Origin of the sequence: Paractinoplanes maris (assembly GCF_023544465.1) — a bacterium.
Lineage (GTDB): Bacteria > Actinomycetota > Actinomycetes > Mycobacteriales > Micromonosporaceae > Actinoplanes > Actinoplanes maris.
In genome coordinates, this window is the sequence record NZ_JALPVL010000006.1 from 123,488 (window position 1) to 144,809 (window position 21,322).

Consider the following 21,322-nt stretch of genomic DNA (forward strand, 5'->3'; position numbering starts at 1 on the left):
TACGGGTGAGGGCGGCGCGCGGGATGATCCACCCAGGGGGCACGACTCGGGCAGAACGGGCGCACCCCTCCTACTCTGGGGCATGTGCCCCCACGTACCCCACTGATCCTCGCCGCCGCCCTGCTCACTCTGGCCGGGTGTGAGGGCGTCTCCCTCGATCCGCCCGCCACGCAGCCCACCAAGCAGTCCACACAGGACGTCACGACCTCGCAGAAGCAGCTGGACGCGTTGACGGTCGCCAAGGCCGGGACGATGGCGAAATACAGCCGCGACCGGTTCCCGCACTGGCGCAGCACGGGCGAGAACTGCGACGTCCGGGACTCCGTGCTCAAGCGCGACGGCAAGAAGGTCAAGTACTCCGGCTGCAACGTCGTCGCCGGCACGTGGACCAGCTTCTACGACGGTCAGGTGCTGACCTCGCCGACCAAGGTCGACATCGACCACATGGTGCCGCTGGCCAACGCGTGGCGCTCGGGCGCCGCCAAGTGGACCGACGCCAAGCGCGGCGACTTCGCCAACGACCTCGACGACCCGCAGCTGATCGCGGTGTCGGCCTCCGCCAACCGGTCGAAGGGCGACCAGGACCCGTCCACCTGGAAACCCACGGAGACCAGCAGCTGGTGCGAATATGCGAAAGACTGGGTCGCGGTGAAGACCAAGTGGAAGCTGACGGTCACCACCAAGGAGAAGACCGCACTCGAGGACATGTTGGAGAAGTGCTGATGACCACCTCCCCCGCGGAGCCGGTGCCGGCGGCCGCCACCGAAGCGCCGCCGACCGGCACCGAAGAGCCGCCGACCGCCGGTGAACAGGCCGCCGCCGGCGACGAGGCCGCGCCCGCCGACGAGGCCGCGCCGCCCGCCGGGACGGCTGTCGTGGCGCCGCCGACCACGGACATCGTGGCTGGTCAGGGTGGTGTGATGACCGACGAGGTCGGGGTGGTGACGGGCGACCTGACGCTGCGGACGGAGGTCGACGGCTACGACGTCATGGTGCGCGTGCAATACAAGGACGCCGACGAGTGGTACACCGTGACCGGCGCCAAGGCTCCCCTGCACGACCCGAAGGACGCCGAGGCGATCCACGCCGTCGTCGTGGGCATCCTGAACCGCCCGGAAGGCTGACCCGGCAGCGGCTGCCCGGACGGGCAAGATTGATTCGTGGTGATGTCCCGCCGACCCGACGGGACAGCGGAACGGCCCCGTATCGTCCTACACTCCTGAGGCTTCATGTCGCTCAGGAGAGGAACGGCCTTGAATATCCGCAAGCGCTCGCTCCGGGTCGCCACGGTCGCGGTCGGCGGTGCCGCAGTTGCCGGCGTCGCCTGGATCGCCCTGCCGGCCTCAGCGGCGGCCAACGGGATCGTCTCGATCGTCAGCTCCAACGTCGTCAACTACGCCGCGGCGCCGGGCACGTCCAGCGTCGTGACGATCACCCGCTCCGGCAACACGGTGATCGTCGATGACGGCCCCGGCATCGACCCCGGCGCGGGCTGCGTCTGGGTCTACGGCGACCAGACCAAGGTCAGCTGTACGCCCAAGGTCCCGGTCAACTGGATCCGCGTCGACCTGGGCGACCGTAACGACATCGTCGTCAACCGGACCGACCTCGGCATGACCGCCCGCACCGGAGCCGGCAACGACCGGATCACCGGCGGTCCCAAGCGCGACGACGTCTACGCGGGCGACGGCGACGACGTCCTGCAGACCAACGGCGGCGACGACGTCCTGCGCGGCGACGCCGGCAACGACCTGGTCATCGGGGGCGACGGCAACGACACCCTCTCCGGCAGCACCGGCAACGACACGATGAACGGCGGCGCCGGCGACGACGGCACCTCCTACGGCGGTCCGGGTGACGACACCATGTACGGCGGCGACGGCGACGACAAGACGTTCAACGGTGGTCCCGGGAACGACAAGATCTACGGCGGCGAGGGCGACGACTTCCTGCGCGGCGACGAGGGCACCGACATCGTGGACGGTGCCGACGGCAACGACCTGATGTTCGGCGGTGCCGGTGACGACCGGCTCATCGGCGGTGACGGCACCGACGACAGCTTCAACGGAGAGGCCGGCAACGACCGGCTCGAGGGCGGTAACAGCACCAACCACATGCAGGGCGGGCCCGGCAACGACGAGTTCGTCGGTGGCCCGGGCACGGACCACATGCGTGGTGACGCCGGCAACGACGCCGAGAACGGCAACGACGGAACCGACTTCTTCCACGAGGACGTGGAGTACGCGGCCGGCACCGACGCCGACACTTTCATCGGCGGCGCCGGCGACGACGTACTGGTCTACTCGGCCCGCCAGAAGGCGATCACCGCCGACGCCGACGGAGTCAAGGGTGACGACGGCGCGGCCGGCGAGGGCGACACGATCGATCCGTCGGTCTCCCACATCTGGGGCGGTTCCGGCAACGACCGCATCACCGGAACCGCGAGCGCCGAGACTCTGCAGGGCGGCCCGGGCAACGACACGATCCTCGCCGGCGCCGGTGACGACGCCCTGTGGGGCGACCTCGGCATCGACACCTTGGACGGGGCGGCCGGAATCGACTTCTGCGCGGACCCGATCGAGACCGGCGAGTCGGTCATCAACTGCGAGTACGGCTCCGGCGTGCCGAGCGTGTCGGCCGCGAAAGCGCGCGACACCCGTAACGAGAAGGTCGAAGAGATGAAGCGCCTCCACCGCATGGAGGCCGCGGCCTTCTGATCCGTCCGGAGAGCTGAGCTCTGCGGCGGGGAAATCGAATCCGAGCACGACGGCCGTTCCTTTCCACGGGAGGAACGGCCGCTTCACGTCCTTCACGAGAGGAATGACCTTGAATTTCCGCAAGCGCTCGCTCCGGGTCGCCACGGTCGCGGTCGGCGGCGCCGCCGTTGCCGGCGTCGCCTGGATCGCCCTTCCGGCCGACGCGGCGACCACGGGAATCGTCTCCGTCGTCGAGTCGAATGTCGTGACCTATACGGCAGCCACGGGCAAGGCCAACACTGTTGTCCTCACCCAGTCCGGCAACACGGTCACCGTCGACGACACCATGGCCATCAAAGCCGGCGCGGGCTGCGTCGCGGTCAGCGGTGACACCACCAAGATCCGCTGCACCCCCCTGGTCACCGTGAACTGGACCCGCGTGGACCTCGGTGACGGCAACGACATCGTGGTCAACCAGGCCAACCTCGGCATGACCGCCCGCACCGGAGCCGGCAACGACCGGATCACCGGCGGCGCCAAGCGCGACGACGTCTATGCCGGCGACGGCGACGACGTCCTGCAGACCAACGGCGGCGACGACGTCCTGCGCGGCGACGCCGGCAACGACCTGGTCATCGGGGGCGACGGCGCCGACTCGCTGTCCGGCAGCATCGGCAACGACACCCTGAACGGCGGTCCCGGCAACGACACCGCGTCCTACGCCGGCGCGGGCGACGACATCGTGTACGGCGGTGACGGCGACGACCAGTACTTCTACGGCGGCGACGGCACCGACACGATGTACGGCGGGCTGGGTCTCGACGTCCTGTTCGGCGACGGCGGCAACGACCTCGTCGACGGCGGCGAAGGTGCGAACTCGATCTACGGCGGTCCCGGTGACGACCAGATCATCGGGGGCCCGGGGAACGATTACCTCCTCGGAGACGAGGGCAACGATCGCCTCGAAGGCCGCAACGGCACCAACAGCATGCAGGGCGGTCCCGGCGACGACGAGATGATCGGCGGCGACGACACCGACCACTTCGACGGCGCCGCCGGTAACGACACCGCCAACGGTGGTGACGACATCGACTTCTTCTACGAGGGCGGCGACGTCTTCCCCGCCGGCACCGACGCCGACACCTTCATCGGCGGCCCGGATGACGACGTGCTGATCTACGAGGACCGCAAGCTGCCGGTCACCGCCGACGCCGACGGAGTGCAGGGCGACGACGGCTCGGCCGGCGAGGGCGACACCATCGACCCCTCGGTCTCGACGATCTGGGCCGGCGCGGGCAACGACCACCTGACCGGCACGGCCGGCGCCGACACCCTGCAGGGCGGCCCGGGCAACGACGTCATCGACACCGGTGCCGGCGACGACGCTCTGTGGGGCGACGGCGGCATCGACACCATGGACGCCGGGGCCGGCACCGACTTCTGCAACGACCCGATCGAGACCGGCGAGTCGGTGCTCAACTGCGAGCTCGGCGGTGGCGCGTCGACCACGCGGGCCAAGGCCGCGCGCGCGGCGCAGATCGAGGAGAACGAGCGCCTGCATCGTCTGGCCGACACCGCGCGCTGGCGCTGAGACCCCGGAGAATCCCCATGAGACTGAGTAAGAGCGCCAGGCGGGTGGCCGTGTCCGTACTCGGCGTCGGCGTCGCCGGGGTGGCCTGGGTCGCCATGCCGGCCGAGGCCGCGACCGCCGGCACGGCCGACGTCACGTCGTCGACGATCGTCCGCTACCGGTCCGCCTACAAGCAGACCCACAACGTCGTCATCACCCGCTCCGGCCGCACGGTCACGATCGACGACGTCGTGGCCGTCAAGGCCGGATCCGGGTGCGTGGCGGTCAGCGGCGACAAGACAAAGGTCCGCTGCACGCCCGCGAAGAATCCCACGTGGCTTCTGATCGAGCTCGGCATGTACAACGACGTGCTGGTCAACAAGGCCGACATCTCGATGACCGCGCACGGCGACGACGGCAACGACCGGATCACCGGCGGGCCCCGACGCGACATCCTCAAGTCCGAGTTCGGCAACGACACGGTCTCCGGCCTCGGCGGCAACGACGAGCTCGACGGCGACGTGGGCAGCGACACCCTGTCCGGCGGCGACGGGGACGACGACCTTTTCGGGTGGGAGGGCAACGACCGCCTCTCCGGCGGGAACGGCGGCGACGAGCTCTACGGCCTCCAAGGCATCGACGTCGAGGACGGTGGCGCGGGCAACGACTACCTCGGGCAGGACACTGATCCGACCGGCCCCGACGCGGACGCGTTGTACGGCGGCCCGGGGAAGGACGTCGTGTATTACGGCCACCGGAACAAGGGCGTCAAAGCCGACGCCGACGGGGTGAAGAATGACGACGGAGCGGCCGGCGAGAGGGACAGCATCGGCACCTCGGTCGAGGAGATCTACGGCGGCCGCGGGCCGGACCGCCTCATGGGCACTGCCCGCGCCGACCACCTGCACGGTGGGTACGGCAACGACACGATCGGCGGCCTCGGCGGGAACGATCTGCTCGAGGGCGGCGCCGGCCGCGACTACCTGAGCGGATCGAGCGGCAACGACGAGCTGGTCGGCGACGAGCCGGCGGACGGGGGCATCGCCGCCGACACCCTGCTGGGCGGAGCCGGCCGGGACACGGTCGACTACAGCTGGTACAAGGCTTCGCTGGTCATCGATCTCGACGGCGTGGCCGGTGACGACGGCAAGCCCGGGGAGAAGGACACGGTCGGCGCGGACGTCGAGAACGTCAACAGCGGCGAGGGCAACGACCGGCTCACCGGCAACGCCGCGGACAACCTCCTCGACGGCGGGTCGGGAACGAACACCATCGCGGGCGGTGGCGGGGACGACGATCTCCAGGGTCCCGGCCGGCTCGACGGAGGCGCCAACCGCACCGCGGCGGGCGACATCTGCGACGAGTGGGGCTACATCACGGTGGTCAACTGCGAGCGCTTGCGCAACTGACCTCCGGCACACGAAACGGCCGTTCCTCCGGTGGGGGAACGGCCGTTTTCGCGTACGGGGTCAGACCGGCGTAGCCGCGGGCCGGCGACCCGCCACAACGTCCTCGTTGACCACCGGGAAGTGACACGCCGTCAGGTGCGACGCCGGGTCGTCGAGCCGCACGGTCAGCGGCGGCTCCTCGGTGGCGCAGATGTCCTGCGCCTTCCAGCAGCGGGTGCGGAACCGGCAGCCGGACGGCGGGTTGATCGGACTGGGTACGTCACCGGTGAGCAGCACCCGGTCGCGCTGGGCCTTGTCGCGCCGGGCCGGGTCGGGCACCGGCACGGCCGACATCAGGGCGACCGTGTAGGGGTGACGCGGGTTCTTGTAGAGGTCGTCGCGCTCGGCGATCTCCACAACCTTGCCCAGGTACATGACCGCGACCCGGTCGGAGATGTGCCGCACCACCGACAGGTCGTGGGCGATGAACACGTACGTCAGATCGAACTCGCTCTGCAGATCGTCGAGCAGGTTGACGACCTGGGCCTGGATCGACACGTCGAGTGCGGACACCGGCTCGTCGGCGACGATCAGCTTGGGCCGCAGCGCGAGCGCCCGGGCGATGCCGATGCGCTGCCGCTGACCGCCCGAGAACTCGTGCGGGTAGCGGTTGACGTGCTCGGGGTTCAGGCCCACCAGTTCGAGCAACTCCTGCACGGCCTTCTTGAGGCCCTGCGGGGTGGGGATGCCCTGGATCTGCAGCGGCGCCGAGATGATCGAGCCGACCGTGTGCCGCGGGTTCAGCGACGAGTACGGGTCCTGGAAGATCATCTGGACGTCCCGCCGGAGCGGGCGCAGCTGCGAGACCGACTTGTGGGAGATGTCCTCGCCCTCAAAGACGATCTTGCCCCCGGTCGGTTCGAGAATCCGGGTGAAGAGCCGGCCGGCGGTCGACTTGCCGCAGCCGGACTCGCCGACCAGACCCAGGGTCTCGCCGGACTTCACGTCGAGGTCGATGCCGTCGACCGCGCGCACGGCCCCGACCTGGCGCTTGAGCAGGCCCTTGGTGATCGGGAAGTGCTTCTCCAGCCCCGACACCTCGAGCAGGTTCTCGCTCATCTCAATTGTCTCCGCTCAGAGGTTCGGTAGTACTTCCTGCTGGAAGAGCCGGGTGCGCTCCTCTTGAGGCAGGTGGCAGGCGACCTGGTGCAGGTCGCCGTGCAGGACGGGCACCTCGGTGAAGGACCGGTTGCCGTTGCGTCCCGCGTACGGGCAGCGGGGGTGGAAGGCACACCCGCTGGGCAGGTTGATCAGGCTGGGCGGCGAGCCCTTGACCGGGTTGAGGCGCTCGCGCACGTCACGGTCGAGGCGCGGCATCGACCCGAGCAGACCCCAGGTGTACGGGTGCTGCGGGTTCTGGAAGACCTCGAGGGCCGGGCCCTTCTCGATCACCTTGCCGCCGTACATCACCAGGACGTCGTCGGCCAGCTCGGCCACCACGCCGAGGTCATGGGTGATCATGATGACTGCCGAGCCGAACTCCTCCTGCAGGTCACGGATCAGGTCGAGGATCTGCGCCTGCACGGTCACGTCGAGAGCCGTGGTGGGCTCGTCGGCGATCAGCAGCGACGGGTCGTTGACCAGCGCCATCGCGATCATCGCGCGCTGCCGCATACCACCCGAGAACTGGTGGGCGTAGTCGTTGAAGCGCCGCTCCGGCTGCGGGATGCCGACCCGGGCGAGCATGTCGATCGTCCGCTCGCGGGCGATCTTCTTGTTCACATTCGGGTGGTGCACCCGGTAGGCCTCGACGATCTGCGACCCGACGGTGAAGTACGGGTGCATCGCGCTCAGCGGGTCCTGGAAGATCATCGACATCTTGCCCCCGCGCAGCAGGCGGACCTGCTCGTCGGAGGCGGTGACCAGTTCCTCGTCGTCGACCCAGATCTCGCCCGACACCTTGGCGTTGCTGCGGGTGCGGTGCAGGCCCAGGATCGCGAGCGAGGTGACGCTCTTGCCGGAGCCGGACTCGCCGACGATGCCGAGAGTCTGGCCCCGCTCGAGGCTGAACGACGAGTCGGAGACCGCCTGGACGATGCCGTCGTCGGTCTCGAAGCGGACGTTGAGGTCCTTGACCTCGAGGAAGGGGCGGGCGTTGGTGGCGCCGATGGACACGTGACTCTCCCTCAGGCCAGCCGGACACGCGGGTCGATGATGCCGTACACCAGGTCGACGATCAGGTTGGCGAAGACGATGAAGGCCGCGGCGATCAGCGTGACGCCGAGGATGATCGGCAGGTCGTTGCCGCGGATGGCGGTGAGCGCCTGGTAGCCGAGGCCGCGCAGGTTGAAGACCGTCTCGGTGAGCACCGCGCCGCCGAGCAGCGCGCCGAGGTCGAGACCGAAGACGGTGACGATCGGGGTGAGGCCCGAGCGCAGGGCGTGCTTGCCGATGACCGTACGCTCCCGCAAGCCCTTGGCCCGCGCGGTGCGCACGTAGTCCTCGCCCAGCGTCTCGAGCATGTTGGCCCGGGTGAGCCGGGCGTAGGTCGCGGCGAACAGGAACGCCAGCGTGATCCACGGAAGCAGCAGTTGGATGAACCAGTCGCCGGGACTCTCGGTGAACGGCACGTAGTTGCCCTGGGGTAGCCAGCCGAGCCAATACACAAAGATCGCCGAGCTGAGCAGACCGGTGAAGTAGATCGGAAGCGAGACGCCGGCCAGGGCACCGGTCATCACCGTACGGTCGATGATCGATCCTCTTCGGAGAGCCGAGATCACACCGGTGGAGATGCCCATGATGAGCCACAGGACGGCGGCGCCGAGAGCGAGCGAGAGCGTGACCGGGAGGTCGCCGAGCAGCAGCGGGGTGACTTCCTGGTCGGTCTTGAAGGAGTAGCCCAGGCACGGGGCCGGGCAGTGCTGGACGTCCGGGCCGTTGGCGTAGTCCCGGCCGGCCACCAGGCCTTTGAGGAACTTGCCGTACTGGACGACGATCGGGTCGTCGAGACCCATCTTCACCCGGATGCCCTCGACCGAGGCGGCATCCGACGTCTTGCCGATGTAGAGGAGCGCCGGGTCGCTGCCGGTGGCCTTCGGGACCAGGAAGAAGATGCCGAAGGTCACCGCGGTGACCACGAGCAGCGTGATGACCGCGTTGATCAAACGCCGGATGAGATATGCCAGCACGACGATCGGCCTCTTGGATGAGCGGGCACCGGATCACACGGATCCGGTGCCCGCCCCTCACGGGCGGCCTTCACCAACCCTTCGAAATACCTGTGGACGGTTCGGCCTTGCCGTTCTTACTTGCCGTCGCTTCTTACTTGCTGTCGCTTCTTACTTGCCGTCGCTGACGCCGAGAGCCTGGAAGTCGACCTGGCCGAAGGTGTCGTGGATGTAGACGTTCGTCAGCCGCGGGTTGCGGTAGTTGAGCGCCTTGGCGGAGACCACGGGAAGGTAGTAAGCACCCTCCATGATCTTGGTGTTGATCTGCTTGTAGTACTCCGCGGCCTTCGTCGGGTCGGCCTCGAGGTTGGCCTTGTCGAAGAGGTCGTCGATCGCCTTGTCCTTGATCTCCGGCAGGTTGTAGTTGCCGTTGGCCGGGATGAAGCGGCTGTCCGCGAGCGGCTGCATGTAGCCGGAGCCGGTCGGGTAGTCGGCCGCCCAGGCGGCCATGATGATCCCGTAGCCCTTCTTCTTCACGTTGTCGGGCGAACCGGTGATCGACGCTTGCTGCGCACCGTCGTACTGGTCGATCTTGGCGGTGATGCCCACGGCCTTCAGCGAAGCCTGCAGGGCCTCGGCCGCCTTGACCTCGGCCGCGCGGTTGTTACGCGCGGTGATGGTCAGGTTGAAGCCGTTCGGCTGCCCGCACTTGGTCAGAGCTTCCTTGGCCTTGTCGACCTGCGGCTTGCCCTGCTTGCGGTTGAACGGGTCGTAGTTGGCGTCCGAACCCGCGATGTTCTCCGGCAGCATGCTGGTGCCGATGTCACCGGCGGCCAGCGGGCCACCGAAGGCGGCCTGGAGGGCGGTCGGGTCGGCCGCGTAGATCACGGCCTTGCGGCACTCGACGTTGTTCAGCGGCGCGACCGAGGTGATGCCCGCGTACCGCAGGAAGCCGGACACCGGGTTGTCGGCGTTCTTCTTCAGGTTCGGGTCGCTGAGCAGCTTGGTGCGAGCCGCGGCCTGCACGCCGACCTGGCCGACGTCGAGGTCGGCGGTGCCGGCCAGCAGACGGCTGTCCAGGTCGTCGGGGTTCGTGGTGATGGTCAGGTTGATCGCGTCCGGCAGAGCCTTACGGATCGGGTCGGTGGCCTGGTCCCAGTTGGGGTTGCGGACCCACGACGCGCTCTTGCCGGGCTGGATGTCCTTGAACATGTACGGGCCGGACGCGGCCGGCTTCTTGCCGTACTGCGCGCCGGTGTCCCGCTTCTGCGGCACCGGGCCCGAGCCGGGCATGGCGAGCAGGTACAGGAAGTCACCGCTCGGCTTGGCCAGCTTGAAGGTGATGGTCTTGTCGTCCGGCGTCGTGACCGACTTCAGACCCAGCTTGTTGGGGTCCGTGTCCTTGTACGGGCCCTTGTAGTTCTGGCCCTGGTCGAGCACGCCGGGCAGGTAGACCGGGCCGCCCGAGAGGACGTCGCTGGCCCAGACCCGCTCGATGCCGTACTTGATGTCCTTCGACGTGATCGCGCTGCCGTCGTCGAACTTGATGCCGTCCCGCAGCTTGAACGTGTAGGTCAGCTTGTCCGCGCTGACCTCCGGCTCGGCGGCGGCCAGGTCGGGCGTGAGCTTGAGGCCCTCCTTGCCCGGGGTGGCCGTGTAGTCGACCAGCTTGCGGGTGTAGAGACGGTTCAGGTTCCAGACGAACGCGTAGTAACCGCGAACCGGGTCCCACGAGTCAGCATCCTGCGACGACCAGAGGTTGAGCGTTCCGCCCTTGGTGGTGCTGGGGTTGACCACGTTCGTAATGGCCGCGTTGTAGCCGGCCTCTGACCCCGAGGAGCCCTTGTTGTCATCGCTGTCCGAGCTGCCACCGCACGCGGCGGTGGTCAGCCCGAGCGTGACGGCGATACCTGCGGCCGCCATCACCCTTTTCTTGCTTGCCACCTGTTCTCCTACCTCCTCGAACAGCGAACCCGGCCGGTCCGCGGGAAATGCAGTTCCATGACCCTCGGCGCTCAGCGAGCCTTCGGGTCGAGCGCGTCGCGCAGGCCATCACCGAAGAGATTGAAGGCCAGCACGGTAATGAAGATCATTCCGCCCGGAATGATCATGTACATGGGGTCGATCGAGTAGAAGGTCACCGCGTCCGACAACATGCCGCCCCAGGACGGGTTCGGCGGCGGGATGCCCACGCCGAGGAAGCTGAGCGCGGCCTCGGTCAGGATGTTGGTCGGGATGATCAACGTCGCGTAGACGAGGATCGGGGCGGCCAGGTTGGGCAGCAGTTCCTTGAACAGGATGCGGCCGGAGCGGGCGCCCATGCTGCGCGAGGCCTCGACGAACTCACGTTCCCGCAGCGACAGGGTCTGACCGCGGACGATGCGGCCGATGTACGGCCAGCCGAAGAAGCCGATGACGCCGACCAGCACACCGACCCGGGACCATCGGTCACCCAGGCCCAGGAACGAGTCGGGCAGCACCGAGACGAGCGCGATCGCGAACAGCAGCTGCGGGAACGCCAGCAGGAAGTCCATGATCCGGCTGATCACGGTGTCGACCCAGCCGCCGAGGAAGCCGGCGGCCAGACCGAAGACGGTGCCGATGAGCGTCGACACGAACGCCGACAGGAAAGCGACCGAGAGCGAGGTCTGCGCGCCGTACAGAATGCGGCTGAAGACGTCGCGGCCGGAGGTGGGCTCGACGCCGAACAGGAACTCGCGGCTGATGCCGCCGAGCTTGCCGATCGGCGTGCTGAAGGTGGGGTCGATCTGATCGATGTGGTACTCGTCGATCGGATGCCCGAACCACTTGGAGAGCACCGGAGCCAGGATGGCGACGACGATCAGGAAGATGACAACGATGCCACCCGCGATCGCCACCTTGTCCTTCTTGAGCCGACGCCAGGCGATCTGCTTGAGCGATCGACCTGTGATCGCCTTGTCGCCTGTGCGATCGTCGGCCGCGTCGGCAGTAGGCGTCGTCGTGTCGTCCTTGATCGACGCCTCTGGGCCTAGCGACATCTAAGCGCCGGTCCTCTCCCGGCGACCGGACGAGCATGAGTCCACGGCCACCGGTGCGCAGGGTTCGGCAAAGAACCCGCGAGACCAGAGGGCGATGGCCCACGCAGCGAACGGCAACCGATCGGTTATCGCATGCCTCGAGTGCCGACCCTCGTCGCGTGACGGTCAGATCAGACCCACGCCACGAAGGCACTCGACGGCGGGTGTGCCGCCATCGGAAGGAACACTCACCTAATCCGGGGCTTCAGGTCAAGTTCACGGACCGCACACGTCCGGTTCCGTGTCCCCGCCGTGATGTGACCGTGACCTGCGGCTCCGACCAAACGGAAACTACCGCGTAGATGGCCTGCAAGCAGCGATTCCGGGCGAAAATGCTATCGCCTTGTGATCATCCGATCACCCCACGTACGGCTAGACGGCTCGACGCCCCTCGAAGGCACGACCGAGAGTGATCTCATCGGCGTACTCCAGGTCACCGCCAACCGGCAGACCACTGGCCAGTCGTGTGACGGCAATCCCCATCGGCTTGATCATCAATGCCAGATAGGTCGCGGTGGCTTCACCCTCGGTGTTCGGGTCGGTGGCGAGAATCAACTCCTTGACCTCACCGCTGCCCAGTCGCATCAGCAACTCGCGGATGCGCAGGTTGTCGGGGCCGATGCCCTCGAGCGGATTGATGGCCCCGCCCAGCACGTGATAGCGGCCCCGGAACTCGCCGGTCCGCTCGATCGCCACGACGTCCTTGGGCTCCTCGACGACACAGAGCACCTCGTTCGTCCGGCGGGGGTCGCGGCAGACCCGGCACTGCTCCGACTCGGCCACGTTGAAGCAGGTGGTGCAGAAACGCACCAGCTCCTTGACCTTGCGCAAGGCGGTGGACAGCCGGTTGACGTCGGCCGGGTCCGCGGACAGGACGTGAAAAGCGATCCGCTGGGCGCTTTTCGGGCCCACGCCCGGCAGCCGCCCCAGCTCGTCGATCAGGTCCTGGATGGCACCTTCATACACGCGATCAGAACCCTGGCAGGGTCAAGCCACCGGTGGCCGGCCCCATCTTCTGCTCGGTGAGCTCCCGCTGAGCCTCGGCGGCGTTGTGGATCGCGGCGAGCACGAGGTCCTCCAGCGTCTCGACGTCATCCGCGTCGACGGCCTTGGGGTCGATCTTCACCGACTTGTACTCCCCCAGCCCCGTCACGACGACGGTCACCAGCCCACCACCCGCGGTGCCGGTCAGCTCGGCCGCGGCCAGCTCGGCCTGCGCCTCCGCCACCTGCTGCTGCATCTTCTGCGCCTGCTTCATGATCTGCTGCATGTTCGGCTGTCCGCCCGGGCGCATGGCACCGCTCCTCATATCCGCTTGTGTGTTGTCCGCTCAAGACCAGTGACCACGCTGAAGCCCATCGATCACCACCGCCGAGCCGAACGCGACCGCCGCCCAGCGTAGCCGCCACCCGCCCCACCGACACCACAAGCCACACCCGACACCCCACCGCACCCAGCGGCAGAACCCACCACCCCGGCACCCGAGTTCAGGCCGAGATCAATGAGCTAGCCCGCTCACGACCGGTGTCACAGGGTCCGACAGCTCAGAGCCGCTTACGAGCCCAGCCACCCACAGCCGACGCCCACCAGCCCGACCGGCCCGCAGTCACTGCCCTCAACCCCAGCCACCCACGCCCACCAACCCGACCGGCCCGCAGCCACTGCCCTCAACCCCAGCCACCCACAGCCGACGCCCACCAGCCCGACCACTCACAGCCAGCGCCAGCCAGCCTGACCGCTCCGAGCCGCTGCCCACAAGCCCCGACCACCCACAGCCAGCCCAACCACTCCGAGCCGGCGCCCCACAAGCCCGACCGCCCACAGCCAGCGTCGTCAACCACGAGCCGCCCATGGGCGCTGCCGGCGAGCCCGCCCACTCAGAGCTGGTGTCAGCTCTCGCCGATCTTCTCTGCGCCGAACGCCTCCTGCAGAAGTCGCATCGCCAGTTGCTCGCTGCTCTCCCGTGCGGTCTTCTCGTCGATCACGTCATCCAGCGGTTCGTCTCCCGGATCGAAGCCCTCGAACTTCGTCCCCGAGGGCGGCCCGTCGAACTCGGGGTCGTAGGGCGCTTCCTCAGTCGGCGAACCGTCGGCCCAAGCTTCGCCGGCCGGCTTGGCCCCCGGCCGACCTCCCGACGGTCCGCGTGCCCCGGCCGCCGCAGCGCGAGCCGCGGCCAGGCCACTCCCCGGTCCGGAGTTACGTCCTCCGGCCGAGGCCGTCGACCCACCACCAGCCGCGCCACTCGCACCCGCCGCGCCGGCAGCACCCGGCGACGTACGCGCGGCGTTGGCTGCGGCCCGAGCCGCCGCAGCCCGAGCCGCGGCGATGGCTGCGTTCCCACCAGCAGCGGCACCGCCTGTGCTCGGCGAAGTTTCGACATCCGGTCGGGCCGGTCCATCGCCTGCCCTCGGACCCGCCGACTCGTCACCTGATCGGCGGTCGCCTGCTGACCCGCCTCCCGGTCGGCCGTCGCCTGCTGACCCGCCACCTGATCGGCCATCGCCCGCTGACCCGCCACCTGATCGGCCGTCGCCCGCTGACCCGCCACCTGGTCGGCCGTCGGCTGCTGACCCGCTACCTGATCGGCCGTCGGCTGCTGACCCGCTACCTGATCGGCCGTCGCCCGCCCACGACTCTTCCGAGATCTCACCGACCGTGGCGGCATCGCCGCTCGGCGCGGCGCCGACGGTCGCGACGCTTCCCGGGTCGGCCGGGCCGTGGCCGTCGACCGAGCCGCCATGGGATCCCTCCGGACTGGCGTTCGTGCTGCCTAAGCCACGGGCTTCGGTGCCGTCGGCAGCGCCTGTCGTTGGCAACCGGCTGCCCGAAGCAGGAGGCAGCGCGCCGGGACCGCCCTCGCCGGTGCCGCTCCCGGCAGCATCCGGGTTGTGAGGGTCCACTCGCGTTGGCGCCTCGCCAGTAACCGTGCCGACACTGTTCGAGTCGGCGTTGCCGGGCGGCTCCGCACCGCTTGGGACCGTGGGCGCAGCGCTCTGCTCGTCCGATCGGGCCGGTGGGCTCGTCGGGATCGCGCGGACCTCAGGCCATTCGTCGTCATTGTCCTCGGCAACCGGCGCCGGAACGGTGGAGGAGCCACCCGGACGGGCCGGCTCCGGCCATTCGTCGTCGCCGCCGGAAGCCGGGGCCTCCGGCTGACGTCGCTGGGTGTGCGGGGCTCGCCCGGCACCGGCCGGCTGGGCCGCCTGCTGCGCCGCACCCGAGGGCGCCGCGCCGGAGGGAGCCACGGTCGACGGTGCCGCGGCCGCTCGGGCCGGAGCCTGCCGCTGCCCGCCCCCATCGGGCCGCTGGGTCGGCGCGGCCGGGCTGCGACCCGGCCCGCGCCCACCGCCGCCGGGCGCGGAACCGTAGGGCGTAGCGCCCGCCGACCCCGCGACCTCGCAGCGAACCTGCCACTGACCGCCGAGCACCTCGTAGAGCGCGTTGACGATGAGAGCCGCGCCCTGGGTGATCCCCTGCGCGTGCCGGGGAGAAGGCACGGTGAGAACGACCGTCTCACCTTCCAGCTCCCGCACGGTGGCGTCGGCGGCCATCGCTCGCAGCACCACACCGCGCGGCTGCTTCCTGATCTCGGCCAGCACCTCGGGCCAGACCTGCCGCACAGCGTGCGCCGTCAACTGACCCGGCCCGGCCGCGACCGCCTCGACCGCTGCCGCACCTGGTTCTTCAGGCGCATCCGGCAGCACCCCGGCCGGCTCGCTACGCCGCCCCTGAGGGGCCGCCGCAGCCTCAACCGTCCGCGCGGTCACATCGCTGTCGGGCGCGGGCACGTCGTCAACGGCCGCCGTCGCGGAAGGTGCTGCTTGCGCGGGAGATGCTGCTTGCGCAGAAGACCCCGCCTGCGCGGAAGGGGCTACCTGCGCGGACGCTGCTGGGGCAGAAGACGCTGCCTGCGCAGAAGACCCCGCCTGCGCGGAAGAGGCTGCCTGCGCAGGAGACGCCGCTTGCCCGGAAGGTGCTGCCTGCGCCGAAGGCGCCGTTCGTCCGGAAGACGCCGGTTGCACGGACGGCGCGGCCGGCGCGGCGGCAGCAGAGCCACCACTTCGAGCGGAGTGATCGTGTGGCTCGGGCTCGTCGTCCCACGGCGGTTCTTCGTCATCAAGCTCGGCAACCGGCCCACCGCGACCCGCCCCCGCGCCCGGCGCACCGCCGTGGCCACCGTCCGCGACCTCATTCCAGTCCGGCCCAGTACCCGGGTCCACCGGGGCAGCAGAAACCGGAGCAGCCGCCGATGCGCCGGACACCGGAGCAGCAGAGACTGGAGCAGCCGACACGGGTGCAGCATCGACCGGCGCCGCCGACACCGGAGCAGCCGCCGAAGCGGCGGACGCTGACAAGTCAGAACCCTGCGCAGCAGATCCTGGCGCAGCCGCCGGAACAGCTGAAACCGGCGCAGCAGCGGGCACCGGACCGGCCGCTGAAGCAGCAGACTCCAGGGAGCCTGCCGACGCAGCAGAACCCAGCTCAGCCGCCGGAGCCGCAGCACCCACCGGCGACTGGGCCGCACCCGGCCGCCCGCCACCGCCGGAGGCCCGCCGAGCGGCAGCCATGGCCGCAGCCCGAGCAGCGGACCGCCCAGCCCCGTCAGCGGCCGGAGCACCCTCCGCAGCCGACGACCCAGGCGACGCCGGCGCGGTAACCGCCGGCGCGGACGCAACACTCGGGGCCGATACCTCGGCCGCCGGCAACGGTTCCCCGCCGAGGGCCATGCGGCGCTCCATGCGCTCGAGACGCTGCAACAGCGCCCCGGTCGAGTCCTCGGCCCCGGGCAGCAGCATGCGTGCGGTCACCAGCTCGAGCAGCAGCCGCGGCGCCGTCGTGCCGCGCATCTCGACCAGGCCGTTGTGCACGATGTCGGCGCAGCGGGAAAGTGTCGCCGGGCCGAGCCGAGCCGCCTGGGCGCCCATCGTCTCGAGCTGGTCGGACGGACCGTCGATCAGGCCCTTGGACACCGCGTCGGGCACCTGCTGGAGCACGATCAGGTCGCGGAAGCGCTCGAGCAGGTCGGACGCGAACCGCCGCGGGTCGTGGCCGGCCTCGGCCACCCGGTCGATCGTCGAATAGGCCGCCGCCCCGTCGCCCGCGGCCAGCGCGTCGCACATCTCGTCGAGCAGCGTGACGTCGGTGACGCCGAGCAGTGCGACCGCCCGGGCGTAGCTGACGCCCTCGGGCCCCGCGCCGGCGATCAGCTGGTCGAGCACCGACAGCGTGTCGCGCGCGCTGCCCCCGCCGGATCGCACCACGAGCGGGAACACCGACGGCTCGACCTGGATGCCCTCGGCGTCGGCGAGCTGCTGCAGGTAGGGACGCAGCACCGCGGGCGGGATGAGCCGGAACGGGTAGTGGTGGGTGCGGGACCGGATGGTGCCGAGCACCTTTTCCGGCTCGGTGGTGGCGAAGATGAACTTCACGTACTCCGGCGGCTCCTCGACGAGCTTGAGCAGCGCGTTGAACCCGGCCGGCGAGACCATGTGGGCCTCGTCGATGACATAGATCTTGTAGCGGCTGCTGGCCGGCGCGAAGAACGCCTTTTCCCGCAGCTCACGGGCGTCGTCGACACCGCCGTGGCTGGCCGCGTCGATCTCGATGACGTCGATCGACCCGGTGCCGTCGTTGGCGAGCGAGCGGCACGAGCCGCACACCCCGCACGGCTCGGGCGTCGGCCCCTGCTCACAGTTGAGCGAGCGGGCCAGGATGCGCGCGCTGGACGTCTTGCCGCAGCCGCGCGGCCCCGAGAACAGATAGGCGTGGTGCAGCCGGCCGCTGCGCAGAGCCTGCGACAACGGCTCCGTGACGTGCTCCTGGCCGATGACTTCCGCGAACGTGCGCGGACGGTACTTGCGATATAGCGCGAGTGCCACTCCCAGCCCCTCCTCGACGACCGCGCCATTGTCCGTCGGAGGTACGACAAGAACCAACCCCGGTATCGCCCGGGTGGTGAGGAGAAGCCTGCCGGAACGTAAAGGGCCTCCCGTGCACCCGTCAGAGCCCGCTTATCCTTGCTGCCTTCCGGCCCTGGGGAGGTTCACGAGATGCACGCCGCACGAGAGGCTGACCTGAAGCTTACCCGGCGCCCGCACGGCGCGGGCGGGGACCCTGCGTCTGCGGGCACGCGCGCGTCTGTATCCTGGCTGACGGAGGATTCGCCTAGTGGCCTAGGGCGCACGCTTGGAAAGCGTGTTGGGGGAAACCCCTCACGAGTTCGAATCTCGTATCCTCCGCCATCACGAAGAAAGCCGGGCCCGAGGGCCCGGCTTCTCTCTTTTTGCGAAGTTCAGAGTCGAGCGGCCGCGATGGCGTCGTCGACCTCGGGAAAGATGGCGAAGTACCGGCGTACGCCGACCGTCTCCATCAGCTGACTGAGGAACGGGTTGGCGCCGGCGAAACTGAGCCAGCCACCACGCGCTGTGATGACCTGCTTGCTGGTGATGAAGGCGCTCAGGCCCACCGAGTCGCAGAACTTGAGGTCGCTCAGGTCGACGACAATGCGGGGGACCGGTCGTTCCAGAAGCTCCGCCAGCGTCCCGTGGAGCTGGTTGGCGGTGTCGGCGTCGAGCTCGCCGCGAAGGTGGAGAACGGCTATGTCGCTTCGATGATCGGTGACTGTGGCCTGCATGGGAATCGCTTCCTGGCGCTGTTGATGGCAACTCAGGCTAGATCCGCGTCAACAATTGTCACCGGACAAACCGTCCGCTGGAAGGGGAACGCAATGGGGGCCAGATCCACAAAGGATCCGACCCCCATCGAAAGTTCGGCTGGCCGATGAAGTCAAGCCTGCGGCACAGCCTGGGCTCCTGGCGCTTTACAGCTTGCGCCACCGCCAGCGTGGTCCACGCCACGCGTCCGCCAGGATCATGGCCGAGGCCCGCCCTGGACACTGCTGCACCTTCGACTTGCCCTCGGGTCCGCCCATCTGAGCTTCGACTTCCCAGGCCTGGCCGTCGGTGCGGACGTAGACGTCACGGCGCGCAAGCCGGACGTCACCATTCCACCAGTGACTGTCAACTCTCACGAGTCAAATCTAGGACAGTTAGCAGCCATCGGCGCAGGGCTATCTTGTGAAAGTTTCTCACCAGGTGGTTAAAAGCGCATTGTCTGATCCGGTGGTTTTCGCCTTCGTGACTTGCGCGACAGCGAAGTTCTTTGGGCCGTCTCCTCGCCACTACAGTCTGTCATCGGACCAGCTGGTGATCGGGGTCGCGCGGGGTCGAAACGACCGTGTTACTTATCCGATACCTGATCTAGGAGTCAATGACGAAAGGTCACCGAATGATAAAGAAAGCCCGGCGGCTCCGTGATCACGGAGCCGCCGGGCTCTTGGCGGTGGTGAAGGGATTTGAACCCTTGGAGGGCTTGCACCCTCACACGCTTTCGAGGCGTGCTCCTTAGGCCGCTCGGACACACCACCGCGAAGTAGGTTACCGGACGCCCGGCGGGGTCGGCAGCCGGGTTCCCCTTTGCCGCTCCGACCCCGGGCGAGCAGGGCCGACCTGGCAGGATCGCGGTATGACCGGTACGAATCAGCGAGGAGTGACAGGACGATGAGCGTGCACATCGGCGGGCAGCCGGGCGACATCGCCGAGCGGGTCCTTCTCCCGGGTGACCCGATGCGGGCGAAGTGGATCGCCGAGACCTTCCTGCAGGACGCCAAGTGCTACACCCAGGTCCGCGGCATGCTCGGCTACACCGGCACCTACCAGGGCGTCCCGGTGTCCGTGCAGGGCTCGGGCATGGGCATGCCGTCGGCGTCGATCTACACCCACGAGCTGATCAACGAGTACGGCGTGAAGTCGATCATCCGCATCGGCTCGTGCGGTGCGCTGGCGCCGGACCTCCAGCTGGGCGACGTGATCGCCGCGATCGGCTCGGCGACCGACTCCAACATGAACCGGTCCCGCTTCGACGGCCTGATCGACTACGCGCCGGTGGCCGACTTCACTCTGTTGCGCACCGCGGTCGAGGTGGCCGAGCGGCAGGGCACCGCGCTGCGGGTGGGGCCGATCCTGGCGGCTGACGCCTTCTACACCGACCGGCCCGACCTCTACGACTCCCTGGCCGACTACGGCGTGCTGGCGGTCGAGATGGAGTCGGCCGCGATCTACACGATCGCCGCCCGCTACGGCGCCCGGGCGCTGACCATCCTGACCGTCAGCGACCACATCAAGACCGGCGCCAAGATGGACTCGGCCCAGCGCGAGCAGGGCTTCGGCGACATGGTCCGGATCGGCCTCGAAACCGCGATCTCCGGCGCCTCCTGAGCGCTCACCGCGGCGATCCCGGCTTTATTCGGTACGAGGTAAGGCCGGCCCCTGCGGTGACGGCTCGATCCGGTACGGGGTGAAGCGGGCAACAGCGGTCACGGCCTCATCCCGTACGGGAAAGGGCCGTGACCCCCCGGTCAGCGGAAGAAATCGCGCAGGAGTGTGGCGCACTCGTCCTCGAGCACGCCCGCATAGACCTCGGGCCGGTGGTTGAGACGTCGATCACGGACGACGTCCCAGAGCGACCCCACCGCTCCGGTCTTGGGCTCCCAGGCTCCGAAGACCAGGGTCGACACCCGGGCCAGCACCAGCGCCCCCGCGCACATCGTGCACGGCTCCAGCGTGACCACCAGCGTGCTGCCGTCGAGGCGCCAGGTGCCGGCCCGTTCGGCGGCCTGCCGGAGCACCAGGATCTCGGCGTGCGCGGTCGGGTCGCCGCTCGCCTCGCGCTGGTTGCCCGCCGCGGCCATCTCCCGGCCCTCGGCGTCGAACAGCACCGCCCCGACCGGCACGTCCTCCCCGGCCGCGGCGGCCACGTCGAGCGCCCGCCGCATCCAGGCCTCGTGGCGCGGGGAGGCGACCAGGCTCACGCCTCGCGCAGCTCTTCCATCTCGTCGCCGCAGCCGATGCGCTGGCAGATCTCGGCGGTCACGTCGGCCGGCAACATGCCCTCCTGACCGCACAGGCCGAGCAGCCGGTGCGCGGTGATCCCGAGGTCGTTCAGCACGTCGGCGTCCCCCACCGGATCGGCGTCGGGGTCGGCCGCGGGCTTGTCGGTCTCCTCGTCGTCGGCCACGGCCAGCTCGTCGATCTCGAGCGCCGGCGCCTCGATCTCACCCAGCAGCATGGCGCCCAGCCGCGACTCGTCGGCGAAGGCCGAGTCGGAGCCGAAGACCCGCAGGTCCTCACCCTCGTCCAGGCGCAGGATGGCCAGATATTGGTCGTCGCTCTCGACGAACAGCAGAGTGACGTCGGCGTCCGGCTCCACGTCCTGCATCGCGTCGACGACCTCATCGATGTCGGCCAGCCCGCTCAGGTCCATCTCGGACGCCGTCCACCCGTTTTTACCCCGGCCCACGGCGGCAGCGAATGTCGACAACTTTCCCCCCACGCGACGTATGTCTTCGCGAGTGACGGTAGCGGCAAGAACGGCGGGTGCGGCG

The 21,322-nt window shown here is 69.1% G+C and carries 18 protein-coding genes, 2 tRNA genes and 1 other RNA gene; 7 read left to right on the forward strand and 14 right to left on the reverse strand.

Annotated features, from left to right (window positions below):
* Nucleotides 1-84 precede the first annotated feature (84 nt).
* The 5 genes from NAG42_RS18520 to NAG42_RS18540 all read left to right on the forward strand — a co-directional run bounded on the left by NAG42_RS18520 (nt 85) and on the right by NAG42_RS18540 (nt 5,675).
* On the forward strand, nt 85-723 hold the full coding sequence (locus tag NAG42_RS18520) for an HNH endonuclease family protein (protein WP_250031613.1): 639 nt from the start codon (nt 85-87) through the stop codon (nt 721-723).
* Nucleotides 723-1,124 carry a hypothetical protein gene (locus tag NAG42_RS18525; RefSeq protein ID WP_250031615.1) on the forward strand — a complete coding sequence of 134 codons (402 nt, stop codon included), beginning with the start codon at nt 723-725 and terminating at the stop codon, nt 1,122-1,124. The genes NAG42_RS18520 and NAG42_RS18525 overlap by 1 nt, the downstream gene beginning before the upstream one ends.
* 129 nt (nt 1,125-1,253) lie before the next feature.
* A complete protein-coding gene (locus tag NAG42_RS18530; protein WP_250031617.1) occupies nt 1,254-2,717 on the forward strand; it encodes a calcium-binding protein in 1,464 nt (487 codons plus the stop codon).
* Between the two features lie 109 nt (nt 2,718-2,826).
* Entirely contained in the window at nt 2,827-4,287 is a 1,461-nt protein-coding gene (locus NAG42_RS18535; RefSeq protein ID WP_250031619.1) for a calcium-binding protein, read from the forward strand.
* Between the two features lie 17 nt (nt 4,288-4,304).
* Nucleotides 4,305-5,675, forward strand: coding sequence for a calcium-binding protein (locus NAG42_RS18540; protein WP_250031621.1), 1,371 nt, complete (start codon nt 4,305-4,307; stop codon nt 5,673-5,675).
* Between the two features lie 60 nt (nt 5,676-5,735).
* Here the strand turns inward: NAG42_RS18540 and NAG42_RS18545 are convergent, their stop codons facing one another.
* From NAG42_RS18545 to ffs, 9 genes are all read right to left on the reverse strand, one after another.
* Nucleotides 5,736-6,773, reverse strand: coding sequence for an ABC transporter ATP-binding protein (locus NAG42_RS18545; protein ID WP_250031623.1), 1,038 nt, complete (start codon nt 6,771-6,773; stop codon nt 5,736-5,738).
* Nucleotides 6,774-6,788: 15 nt separating this feature from the next.
* On the reverse strand, nt 6,789-7,829 hold the full coding sequence (locus NAG42_RS18550) for an ABC transporter ATP-binding protein (RefSeq protein ID WP_250031626.1): 1,041 nt from the start codon (nt 7,827-7,829) through the stop codon (nt 6,789-6,791).
* Between the two features lie 11 nt (nt 7,830-7,840).
* Entirely contained in the window at nt 7,841-8,842 is a 1,002-nt protein-coding gene (locus NAG42_RS18555) for an ABC transporter permease (RefSeq protein ID WP_250031627.1), read from the reverse strand.
* Nucleotides 8,843-8,992: 150 nt separating this feature from the next.
* Nucleotides 8,993-10,744: an ABC transporter substrate-binding protein gene (locus NAG42_RS18560; RefSeq protein WP_250031628.1), complete on the reverse strand. Its 1,752-nt coding sequence runs from the start codon at nt 10,742-10,744 to the stop codon at nt 8,993-8,995.
* Between the two features lie 92 nt (nt 10,745-10,836).
* Nucleotides 10,837-11,841, reverse strand: coding sequence for an ABC transporter permease (locus tag NAG42_RS18565; RefSeq protein WP_250031629.1), 1,005 nt, complete (start codon nt 11,839-11,841; stop codon nt 10,837-10,839).
* Nucleotides 11,842-12,252: 411 nt separating this feature from the next.
* Nucleotides 12,253-12,846, reverse strand: a complete 594-nt coding sequence (gene recR / locus NAG42_RS18570) for a recombination mediator RecR (RefSeq protein ID WP_250031630.1) — start codon at nt 12,844-12,846, stop codon at nt 12,253-12,255.
* 4 nt (nt 12,847-12,850) lie between these two features.
* Complete coding sequence (locus NAG42_RS18575; RefSeq protein WP_250031631.1) at nt 12,851-13,174, reverse strand: YbaB/EbfC family nucleoid-associated protein; 324 nt, start codon at nt 13,172-13,174, stop codon at nt 12,851-12,853.
* 595 nt (nt 13,175-13,769) lie between these two features.
* Nucleotides 13,770-17,759, reverse strand: coding sequence for a DNA polymerase III subunit gamma and tau (locus tag NAG42_RS18580; RefSeq protein ID WP_250031632.1), 3,990 nt, complete (start codon nt 17,757-17,759; stop codon nt 13,770-13,772).
* A 99-nt stretch (nt 17,760-17,858) separates the two neighbouring features.
* Nucleotides 17,859-17,953, reverse strand: an RNA gene (ffs, locus tag NAG42_RS18585) — signal recognition particle sRNA small type.
* 81 nt (nt 17,954-18,034) lie between these two features.
* Here ffs and NAG42_RS18590 point away from each other — a divergent pair.
* Nucleotides 18,035-18,122 (forward strand) — tRNA-Ser (locus NAG42_RS18590).
* A gap of 50 nt (nt 18,123-18,172) precedes the next feature.
* Here NAG42_RS18590 and NAG42_RS18595 read toward each other — a convergent pair.
* The 3 genes from NAG42_RS18595 to NAG42_RS18605 all read right to left on the reverse strand — a co-directional run bounded on the left by NAG42_RS18595 (nt 18,173) and on the right by NAG42_RS18605 (nt 19,306).
* Nucleotides 18,173-18,514: an STAS domain-containing protein gene (locus NAG42_RS18595; protein WP_250031633.1), complete on the reverse strand. Its 342-nt coding sequence runs from the start codon at nt 18,512-18,514 to the stop codon at nt 18,173-18,175.
* 186 nt (nt 18,515-18,700) lie between these two features.
* Nucleotides 18,701-18,910, reverse strand: coding sequence for a hypothetical protein (locus NAG42_RS18600; protein WP_249999950.1), 210 nt, complete (start codon nt 18,908-18,910; stop codon nt 18,701-18,703).
* A 306-nt stretch (nt 18,911-19,216) separates the two neighbouring features.
* A tRNA-Ser gene (locus NAG42_RS18605) sits at nt 19,217-19,306 on the reverse strand.
* A gap of 133 nt (nt 19,307-19,439) precedes the next feature.
* Between NAG42_RS18605 and deoD the strand changes: the two genes are divergently transcribed.
* Nucleotides 19,440-20,156 carry a purine-nucleoside phosphorylase gene (deoD, locus tag NAG42_RS18610; protein ID WP_250031634.1) on the forward strand — a complete coding sequence of 239 codons (717 nt, stop codon included), beginning with the start codon at nt 19,440-19,442 and terminating at the stop codon, nt 20,154-20,156.
* A gap of 140 nt (nt 20,157-20,296) precedes the next feature.
* Here deoD and tadA read toward each other — a convergent pair whose 3' ends face one another.
* Both tadA and NAG42_RS18620 read right to left on the reverse strand, forming a co-directional pair.
* On the reverse strand, nt 20,297-20,749 hold the full coding sequence (gene tadA / locus NAG42_RS18615; RefSeq protein ID WP_250031635.1) for a tRNA adenosine(34) deaminase TadA: 453 nt from the start codon (nt 20,747-20,749) through the stop codon (nt 20,297-20,299).
* Nucleotides 20,746-21,258 carry a tRNA adenosine deaminase-associated protein gene (locus NAG42_RS18620; protein WP_250031636.1) on the reverse strand — a complete coding sequence of 171 codons (513 nt, stop codon included), beginning with the start codon at nt 21,256-21,258 and terminating at the stop codon, nt 20,746-20,748. The genes tadA and NAG42_RS18620 overlap by 4 nt, the downstream gene beginning before the upstream one ends.
* Nucleotides 21,259-21,322: the final 64 nt, after the last annotated feature.

Bases quoted from the DNA above. Each gene is read 5' to 3' on its own strand.
- NAG42_RS18575 (WP_250031631.1), bottom strand. From the start codon at position 13,174: ATGCGCCCGGGCGGACAGCCGAACATGCAGCAGATCATGAAGCAGGCG.
- deoD (WP_250031634.1), top strand. From the start codon at position 19,440: ATGAGCGTGCACATCGGCGGGCAGCCGGGCGACATCGCCGAGCGGGTC.
- NAG42_RS18525 (WP_250031615.1), top strand. From the start codon at position 723: ATGACCACCTCCCCCGCGGAGCCGGTGCCGGCGGCCGCCACCGAAGCG.
- NAG42_RS18540 (WP_250031621.1), top strand. From the start codon at position 4,305: ATGAGACTGAGTAAGAGCGCCAGGCGGGTGGCCGTGTCCGTACTCGGC.
- NAG42_RS18560 (WP_250031628.1), bottom strand. From the start codon at position 10,744: ATGGCGGCCGCAGGTATCGCCGTCACGCTCGGGCTGACCACCGCCGCG.
- NAG42_RS18565 (WP_250031629.1), bottom strand. From the start codon at position 11,841: ATGTCGCTAGGCCCAGAGGCGTCGATCAAGGACGACACGACGACGCCT.
- NAG42_RS18595 (WP_250031633.1), bottom strand. From the start codon at position 18,514: ATGCAGGCCACAGTCACCGATCATCGAAGCGACATAGCCGTTCTCCAC.
- NAG42_RS18545 (WP_250031623.1), bottom strand. From the start codon at position 6,773: ATGAGCGAGAACCTGCTCGAGGTGTCGGGGCTGGAGAAGCACTTCCCG.